Below are 8,021 nucleotides of genomic sequence, written 5' to 3' on the forward strand. Positions count from 1 at the left end.
TCCGGCAGTCAGGGAAGAGTCAGAGTAGCCCCAGTTGTTCGACCGCAGGGGCGCGCGGCAATTCCGGCAGGGCGGCAAGCCCCGGCAGGCGCTGCATCAGGCGCTGGTGAAAACGCTGGGCCAGCGCCGCAGCCAGGCGATTGTCCGATGTGTGCAGGAAGATGTAGGGGCTGCGCCCTTCCTCGATCCAGGCAGCGACCTTGGCTACCCAAGGGGTGAGGAAGGCCTCGTTGGCCTCCAGCTGCGGATGGCCGATGAAGCGCACCTGCGGGTGCTGGCTGAACGCCGCCGGGCGCGGCGGCACCTTGGGCTTCTTTGCCTGCGCGTGCAGCACGGCAGGGTCGCGCGAAGTGCAGCTGAACAAGGCCCGCGGGTCGAGGCAGATACGCTCCACGCCGCGCTCGTGCAGCAAGCGGTTGAGCAAGCGCTCTTCTTCACCCTTGGCGAAGAACGCCTGGTTGCGCACCTCGACGGCCACCGGCAGGCCGATCTGGTCGAGAAAATGGCACAGCTCGCCCAAGCGCGCAGGGCCGAACTGGGCCGGCAACTGCAACCAGTAGGGCGAGACACGCGGGCCCAACGGCGCCATCAGGCGGGTGAAATCGAAGGCGGGCTCAAGCTGATCACGCAGGTCGCCCTCGTGGCTGATGTCCCTGGGGAATTTGGCGGTAAAGCGGAAGTGTTCGGGCATCAACTGCGCCCAGCGCGCTACGGTGGCGGGTGCGGGGCGTGCGTAGAAGGTGGTATTGCCCTCGACGGCATTGAACACCTGGCTGTAGTAGCCAAGCATTTCACTGCTGCTGGCCTCGGCGGGATACAGGTATTCGCGCCAGGCGTTTTCGCTCCACGAAGGGCAACCGAGAAAATAAGGCAGGGGGGATGGATTCATCCATCAAATGTACAGGTCGAGCCCCAGTACTTCCATGTCCCAGTCGGTAAAACCGGCAGTGCTCAGGTAGCTGGCCAGTGCGGTGGCGGTGCGCCGGTCGCGGGCGCGCGGAAAGATCATGTCCTGCTGGCGGGCTGGCAGGCCACCGCTGCGACGGCGGGCGGTGGCTTCCTGAGGGGCGGCTTCGACCTCCTCGACCAGCTCGGCGTCCTCGATCGCGTCGTCACGCACCGCTGCCTTGCGCGGGGTGCGCTTGATCGGGTAGGACTGCGAGGAAAAACCGTCGATACGCATGGCATGAGCACTCAGGACCAATGATGGCAATTTAGCAGCATCAGGGTTCTATCGCTAATGCTCGAGTGATAACTGGACCACAGATCGGCTAAAAGGTTTAGCGGCAGCGGTGATACCCGACGAACAGCACTCAGCGCTTCTTCGGCGTGGCGACATTGTCGCGCAGGTAGACCGGTTGCGCCTGCTCGGCGACGATCGCCTCGCCGCGGGCCCAGGCGAAGCCGGCCAGGCTGAGGATGTCGAGGGCGTTGGGCAATGCACTGGCATTGCTGGCCGCCACCGCCACCGCCAGGCGCTCGGCGTAGCCCCAGCCGGTACCGGCACCGAACCACTCGCCACTGCTGCCCGCCGGTAGCGCCACCTGCTCGGGTGGCAGCACGGCCTCGTGGCCGACCAGGCGCATTTCGCCTGCGCTGGCCTGATAGCAGCCCCAATACACTTCATCCATGCGCGCATCGATGGCCGCCGCGACTTGCTGCACACCATGTTCGCGCAACGCCCCCTGAGCCAGCGCAGCCAGGTTGGACACCGGTAGCACCGGGCGCTCGAGGGCGAAGGCCAGGCCCTGAACCACGCCGATGGCGATGCGCACACCGGTGAATGCGCCCGGGCCACGGCCAAAGGCAATGGCATCCAGCGCATTCAGCGCCACGCCGGACTCGGCCAGCAGCTGCTTGATCATCGGCAGCAGCTTTTGCGCGTGCATGCGCGGGATCACCTCGTAATGGCTGGTTACCTTGCCGTCATGCAGCAGCGCGACGGAACAGGCTTCGGTGGCGGTATCCAGGGCCAGCAGGGTGGTCATCGAACGGGTATCCAGGTGCGAATGAAAAGAGCGGCAGTATAGAGCAGTGCAGGCGTTGTGTCCCAGGAGGGCCGCTGTGCGGCCCATCGCCGGCAAGCCGGCTCCCACAGGAGCGCGACAATTCCGAAAGTTGCACAGTACCTGTGGGAGCTGGCTTGCCGGCGATGGGTTGCGTAAGCAGCCCAAAAACGACAACGGCCCGCTAGCGGGCCGTTGTCGAGGTGCGTCAGGCGCTGGATCAGCTCAGGGCTGCCAGAACCTTGGCGGTGATGGCCTCGACCGAGCCGACGCCTTCGATGTGGCTGTACTTCGGCTTGCCGCCATTGGCAGCCGACAGCTTCTGGTAGAAGTCCACCAGCGGCTTGGTCTGGCTGTGGTAGACCGACAGGCGATGACGCACGGTCTCTTCCTTGTCGTCGTCGCGCTGGATCAGCTCTTCGCCGGTCTCGTCGTCCTTGCCTGCCACTTTCGGTGGGTTGTACTGAATGTGGTAGGTGCGGCCCGAGGCCAGGTGCACGCGGCGGCCAGCCATGCGGCCGACGATTTCCTCGTCGTCCACGGCAATTTCGACCACGGCATCGATATCGACACCGGCAGCGACCATGGCTTCAGCTTGCGGGATGGTGCGCGGGAAACCGTCGAACAGGCAGCCCTTGGCACAATCAGGCTGGGCGATGCGCTCCTTGACCAGGCTGATGATCAACTCGTCGGAGACCAGCTGGCCGGCATCCATGACTTTCTTCAGTTCCAGGCCCAGCGGGGTGCCCGCCTTGACGGCGGCACGCAGCATGTCGCCGGTGGAGATCTGCGGAATACCGAACTTTTCGGTGATGAACTTTGCCTGAGTACCTTTACCGGCCCCGGGAGCTCCCAGCAGAATTACGCGCATCTCGTGCTCCTCAAATTTTTTTATGAAATTCAATGGATTCGGCGACCAGGGCCAAGTCCGGAAAATCGGGTATGACCATAAATCGGTCAGAAGGCTGCTCAAGATACACAGCGCCCGGCAGCCAGACAAGCGTCCCAAAGTTGCAGGAATGCGCCACTTGCGGCGGACCACGCAGGTGGTTGCGCCAGGCGCAACCACCCTCACCGTGCCGCTGCCCGGCCTGCCGGGTGACTACCCGGCACGGCCTGCGCAGGCCCTCACCCGGTATTGCGCAAGCCGGCGGCGATACCGGCCACGGTTACCAGCAGGGCCTGCTCCAACGGGCTGTCCAGAGCGGCTTCGCGGCTGCGCGAGCGGGCCAGCAGCTCGGCCTGCAGGCGGTGCAGCGGGTCCAGGTAGGTGTTGCGCAGGCGGATGAATTCCAGGGTCTCGGGGCTGTGCGCCAGTAGCACCGGTTGCCCGGTCAGGCCCAGCACCACCTGGCAGGACTGCGACAATAGGTCGCGCAGCTGCGCACCCAAAGGCAGCAGGTGCGGTTGCACCAGACGTTCGTCGTAGGCCTCGGCGATTTGTGCATCGGCCTTGGCCAGCACCATCTCGAGCATGTCGATGCGGGTGCGGAAGAACGGCCACTGTTCGCGCATCTGCGCCAGCAGTTCACCCTGGCCTCGGTTAAGGGCATTGCTCAATGCGGTTTCCCACCCCAGCCAGGCCGGCAGCATCAGGCGGGTCTGGGTCCAGCCGAAGATCCACGGGATGGCCCGCAGGCTTTCGATGCCACCGGCACGGCGTTTGGCCGGGCGGCTGCCCAGCGGCAGGCGGCCCAGCTCCTGTTCCGGGGTCGACTGGCGGAAGTACTCGACGAAGTCAGGGTTTTCCCGCACCACGCTGCGGTAGGCCTTGACCCCGTCGGCGGCCAGCTGGTCCATCAGCTCGCGCCAGGCCGGTTGTGGCGGTGGCGGTGGCAACAAGGTGGCTTCCAGCACTGCGGCCAGGTACAGGTTGAGGTTCTGCTCGGCGATCCCCGGCAAGCCGAACTTGAAGCGGATCATCTCGCCCTGCTCGGTGGTGCGGAAACGCCCCGCCACCGAACCCGGTGGCTGCGACAGGATCGCCGCATGGGCCGGGCCACCGCCACGGCCGACGGTACCGCCACGGCCATGGAACAGCAGCAGTTCGACCTGGTGCTCGGCGCAAATGCGCACCAGGTTTTCCTGGGCCCGGTACTGCGCCCAGGCGGCCGCCGTGGTGCCGGCGTCCTTGGCCGAGTCGGAGTAGCCGATCATCACCTCCTGCGGGCCGCGCAGGTTGGCGCGGTAGCCCGGCAGGCCGAGCAGGCGCTGCATCACCGGGCCGGCATTGTCGAGGTCGGCCAGGGTTTCGAACAGCGGCACCACGCGCATCGGCCGGGTCAGGCCGGCCTCCTTGAGCAACAGCTGTACCGCCAGCACGTCCGAGGCGGCACCCGCCATGGAAATCACGTAAGAGCCCAGCGAGGCGGCCGGCGCAGCGGCAATTTCCCGGCAGGTGGCCAGCACTTCGGCGGTATCCGCCTGCGGCTGGAAATGCGCAGGCAGCAGCGGCCGGCGGTTTTTCAGCTCGGCCTGAAGGAAGGCGATGCGTTGCTCTTCATCCCAGTCGGCATAGCGCCCCAGGCCCAGGTAGTCGGTGATTTCGGTCAGCGCATCACGGTGCCGGGCGGCGTCCTGGCGCACATCCAGCCGGCCGAGGAACAGGCCGAAGGTGACCGCGCGGCGCAGGCAGTCGAGCAGCGGGCCTTCGGCAATCACGCCCATGCCGCATTCGTGCAGCGACTGGTAGCACAGCTCCAGCGGCGCGATCAGGTCACGGTTGTCCACCAGCACCTCGGCAGTGGCCGGCGGGTCGCTGGCCAACGCCGAGTGCGCCCAGGCGCGCGTGGCCCGCAGGCGTTCGCGCAGCTGCTTGAGCACGGCGCGGTAGGGTTCGGCGCTGTCGCCCACCCGCTCGCGCAGGGCGGCACTGGCCTGCTGCATGGACAACTCGGCAGCCAGCGCGTCGATGTCGCGCAGGAACAGGTCGGCGGCCATCCAGCGCGCCAGCAGCAAGACCTCGCGGGTTACCGCTGCGGTGACGTTGGGGTTACCATCACGGTCGCCGCCCATCCACGAAGCGAAGCGGATCGGCGCTGCTTCCAGCGGCAGGCGCAGGCCGGTCGCGTCGAGCAGGGCCTTGTCGACCTTGCGCAAGTGGCTGGGGATGGCGTGCCACAGCGAATGCTCGATCACCGCGAAGCCCCATTTGGCCTCGTCCACCGGGGTTGGCCGGGTACGGCGGATTTCCTCGGTGTGCCAGGCCTCGGCGATCAGCCGGCGCAGGCGCTCGCGCACCTGCTGGCGTTCGTCCGGGGTCAGGTCGCGGTGGTCCTGGGCGGCCAGCTGGCCGGCGATGGCGTCGTACTTCTGGATCAAGGTGCGGCGGGCCACCTCGGTCGGGTGCGCAGTCAGCACCAGCTGGATGTCGAGCTTGGCCAGCTGCCGGGCCAGCGCATCGTTGCTGTGCCCGGCCTGCTTCAGGCGTGCCAGCAGCTCGGGCAGCACGCGGGCCTCGAACGGCTGCGCCTGCTCGGCATCGCGACGGCGGATCAACTGGTACTGCTCGGCCATGTTGGCCAGATTGAGAAACTGGTTGAAGGCCCTGGCCACTGGCAGCAGGTCTTCCTCGGCGAGGTCGCCCAGGGTCGAGCTCAGTTGCTCGCCGGGCCCACGGCGGTCGGCCTTGGCACTGTGGCGGATGTCCTCGATCTTCTGCAGGAACGCGTCACCGTGCTGCTGGCGAATGGTTTCACCGAGCAGCTCACCCAGCACATGGACATCTTCACGCAAACGCACATCGATATCGGTCATCGGCCTCTCCCCGGCGCGGCTCTGGCGCACTGCATCCTTTTTCAGGCTTTACCCGCTCCCACTAGGGTGCGCGCTATTCGCGGCAAGAGTGCCCACAGCCGAGCGGCAATGGCAAGCCGTGATCGGCCAAAGCAAACTAAAGTGAAAGCACAGCACTCCCATGCAATGCAGACCAGCAGGCGTAAACAGAGGTCACCATGAAAATCCGTGAACTTGCCCGGCACTGGGAACAGAATGCCGCCGGCCCCCTCAGCCCCACCGGCCATGTCCTGCACCTGGACCTGGAATCGGAAGCGCGCCTGGCCGCGCTGATCGACATGTACCCCAAGCGCACCGCCGAGGAACTGCTCGGCGAACTGGTAGCCGCCGCCCTCGAAGAACTCGAAGCCAGCTTCCCGTATGTGCAGGGGCGCCAGGTCATCGCCACCGACGAAGAAGGCGACCCGCTGTACGAGGACATCGGCCCCACGCCGCGCTTTCTGACATTGTCCCGCCAACACCTGCACGCCATGAGCAGCACCAGCGCTGACCGCGAAAAGTAACGGCCACCGCCTTTTCCGGGCTCGCCCAGGGCCCGGAATACCGCTCCGGTTGACGAAAGTTCCAGGCCAAAACCGCTGACCGATCAGTCAGAAATAGTTGCCCCGCAGCGGGCTTTTTTTCTGAACTATTCGAAAAACGCCTCAGTCACAGCCAATAGCCATCACGCTAAAACCCTGCACACCGCCGTTGTGCACCGTTGAGCTGAAGCGCGCGGACGTGCCAGGGAATGAGCGATGGACTGCTACGGACATCGTCGTAAACAGGAGTGATCCAATGGAACTGACCACCATCAAAACCCGCACTTGCAAACCGTCATCCACGCCTGTGCGCGGGTTCAAGCTGGCAGCGCTGGCCCTGGGCAGTAGCCTGGTCCTGGCCGGCTGTGCGGGCAACCCGCCCACCGAGCAGTATGCCGTCACCCAGTCCGCCGTGAACTCCGCCGTCAGCGCTGGCGGCACCGAGTTCGCCGCCGTCGAGATGAAAGCGGCGCAGGACAAGTTCAAGCAGGCCGAAATCGCCATGCACGACAAGCAGTACGACGAAGCCAGGCGCCTGGCCGAACAGGCCGAATGGGACGCTCGCCTGGCCGAACGCAAGGCCCAGGCGGCCAAGGCCCAGAAGGCTGTGCAGGATGCCCGCGAGGGCGTTCAGGACGTACGTGAGGAAGGCCTGCGCAGCGCTCAGTGAGCCCTGCCCCGCCCGCCTCTGTCTTCGCACACGATCAAAGGATGAACACTATGCGCAACTACGTCATGATTCCCGCTTTGCTGGCCCTGAGCGTCGGCCTCGCCGCCTGCTCGCACGACCCGAATGCCAACCTGGAAGCGGCCCGCAGCAACTTCTCCTCGCTGCAGAGCGACCCGCAGGCGAGCAAGGTCGCGGCGCTGGAAACCAAAGACGCCCAGGATTGGTTGAACAAGGCCGACAAGGCCTTCATGGAGCGTGAGGACGAGCAGAAGGTCGACCAACTGGCCTACCTGACCAACCAGCGCGTCGAAGTGGCCAAACAGACCATCGCCCTGCGCACTGCCGAGGGTGACCTGAAGAACGCTTCGGCGCAGCGTGCCCAGGCCAAGCTGGACGCCCGCGACGCCCAGATCGCCAAGCTGCAGGACAGCCTCAACGCCAAGCAGACCGACCGCGGCACCTTGGTCACCTTCGGTGATGTGCTGTTCGACTTCAACAAGGCCGAACTCAAGAGCAATGCCTACCCGAACGTCACCAAGCTGGCGCAGTTCCTCCAGGAAAACCCGGAGCGCAAGGTGATCGTCGAGGGCTACACCGACAGCGTCGGCTCGGCCAACTACAACCAGACCCTTTCCGAGCGCCGCGCCAACAGCGTGCGCATGGCCCTGGTACGGGCTGGCGTCGACCCGGCGCGCATCGTCTCGCAGGGTTACGGCAAGGAGTACCCGGTAGCGGACAACTCGAGCAACTCGGGGCGTGCGCAGAACCGTCGGGTGGAGGTGACCATCTCCAACGATAACCAGCCGGTGGCCCCGCGTTCGGTGAGCCAGGCGCAGCAGTAAGGCTGGCTGAGACGACAAGCCCCGCGATCGAAGCGGGGCTTTCTTTTTGTCTGTGCCGGCCCTTTCGCGGGGGGGCCCCCCCCCCCCCCGGGGGGGGGGGGGCGGGGGGGGGGGGGGGTGGGGGGGGGGGGGGGGCGCCCCGGCCGGGCGGGGGGGGGGGGGGGCGCGGCGGGGGGGGGGGGGGGGG

General features: G+C 66.1%; 8 protein-coding genes. 3 read left to right on the forward strand and 5 right to left on the reverse strand.

Annotated features, from left to right (window positions below; all coding sequences use genetic code 11):
* Positions 1-19: 19 nt before the first annotated feature.
* The 5 genes from C6A77_RS07925 to ppc all read right to left on the reverse strand — a co-directional run bounded on the left by C6A77_RS07925 (position 20) and on the right by ppc (position 5,762).
* Entirely contained in the window at positions 20-889 is an 870-nt protein-coding gene (locus C6A77_RS07925; RefSeq protein ID WP_114168952.1) for a DUF72 domain-containing protein, read from the reverse strand.
* 3 nt (positions 890-892) lie between these two features.
* Positions 893-1,183: a hypothetical protein gene (locus C6A77_RS07930; RefSeq protein ID WP_114168953.1), complete on the reverse strand. Its 291-nt coding sequence runs from the start codon at positions 1,181-1,183 to the stop codon at positions 893-895.
* Positions 1,184-1,313: 130 nt separating this feature from the next.
* Positions 1,314-1,988 (reverse strand): tRNA (adenosine(37)-N6)-threonylcarbamoyltransferase complex dimerization subunit type 1 TsaB, encoded by a 675-nt coding sequence (tsaB, locus tag C6A77_RS07935; RefSeq protein ID WP_114168954.1) that lies wholly within the window; start codon positions 1,986-1,988, stop codon positions 1,314-1,316.
* Positions 1,989-2,226: 238 nt separating this feature from the next.
* On the reverse strand, positions 2,227-2,877 hold the full coding sequence (gene adk, locus C6A77_RS07940; protein WP_114168955.1) for an adenylate kinase: 651 nt from the start codon (positions 2,875-2,877) through the stop codon (positions 2,227-2,229).
* Positions 2,878-3,134: 257 nt separating this feature from the next.
* Positions 3,135-5,762: a phosphoenolpyruvate carboxylase gene (ppc, locus tag C6A77_RS07945; protein ID WP_114168956.1), complete on the reverse strand. Its 2,628-nt coding sequence runs from the start codon at positions 5,760-5,762 to the stop codon at positions 3,135-3,137.
* A 197-nt stretch (positions 5,763-5,959) separates the two neighbouring features.
* On the opposite strand from ppc, the gene C6A77_RS07950 reads away from it, so the two are divergent.
* The 3 genes from C6A77_RS07950 to C6A77_RS07960 all read left to right on the forward strand — a co-directional run bounded on the left by C6A77_RS07950 (position 5,960) and on the right by C6A77_RS07960 (position 7,834).
* Positions 5,960-6,304: a pilin assembly protein gene (locus tag C6A77_RS07950; protein ID WP_114168957.1), complete on the forward strand. Its 345-nt coding sequence runs from the start codon at positions 5,960-5,962 to the stop codon at positions 6,302-6,304.
* A gap of 274 nt (positions 6,305-6,578) precedes the next feature.
* Positions 6,579-6,992 (forward strand): DUF4398 domain-containing protein, encoded by a 414-nt coding sequence (locus C6A77_RS07955; protein WP_114168958.1) that lies wholly within the window; start codon positions 6,579-6,581, stop codon positions 6,990-6,992.
* A 50-nt stretch (positions 6,993-7,042) separates the two neighbouring features.
* Entirely contained in the window at positions 7,043-7,834 is a 792-nt protein-coding gene (locus C6A77_RS07960; RefSeq protein ID WP_114168959.1) for an OmpA family protein, read from the forward strand.
* Positions 7,835-8,021: the final 187 nt, after the last annotated feature.

It is taken from the genome of Pseudomonas sp. AFG_SD02_1510_Pfu_092, assembly GCF_003331055.1.
Taxonomy (GTDB): domain Bacteria; phylum Pseudomonadota; class Gammaproteobacteria; order Pseudomonadales; family Pseudomonadaceae; genus Aquipseudomonas.

Excerpts from the sequence above, each read along its gene's own strand:
- C6A77_RS07925 (WP_114168952.1), bottom strand. The coding sequence starts at position 889 with ATGAATCCATCCCCCCTGCCTTATTTTCTCGGTTGCCCTTCGTGGAGC.
- C6A77_RS07930 (WP_114168953.1), bottom strand. The coding sequence starts at position 1,183 with ATGCGTATCGACGGTTTTTCCTCGCAGTCCTACCCGATCAAGCGCACC.
- tsaB (WP_114168954.1), bottom strand. The coding sequence starts at position 1,988 with ATGACCACCCTGCTGGCCCTGGATACCGCCACCGAAGCCTGTTCCGTC.
- adk (WP_114168955.1), bottom strand. The coding sequence starts at position 2,877 with ATGCGCGTAATTCTGCTGGGAGCTCCCGGGGCCGGTAAAGGTACTCAG.
- ppc (WP_114168956.1), bottom strand. The coding sequence starts at position 5,762 with ATGACCGATATCGATGTGCGTTTGCGTGAAGATGTCCATGTGCTGGGT.
- C6A77_RS07950 (WP_114168957.1), top strand. The coding sequence starts at position 5,960 with ATGAAAATCCGTGAACTTGCCCGGCACTGGGAACAGAATGCCGCCGGC.
- C6A77_RS07955 (WP_114168958.1), top strand. The coding sequence starts at position 6,579 with ATGGAACTGACCACCATCAAAACCCGCACTTGCAAACCGTCATCCACG.
- C6A77_RS07960 (WP_114168959.1), top strand. The coding sequence starts at position 7,043 with ATGCGCAACTACGTCATGATTCCCGCTTTGCTGGCCCTGAGCGTCGGC.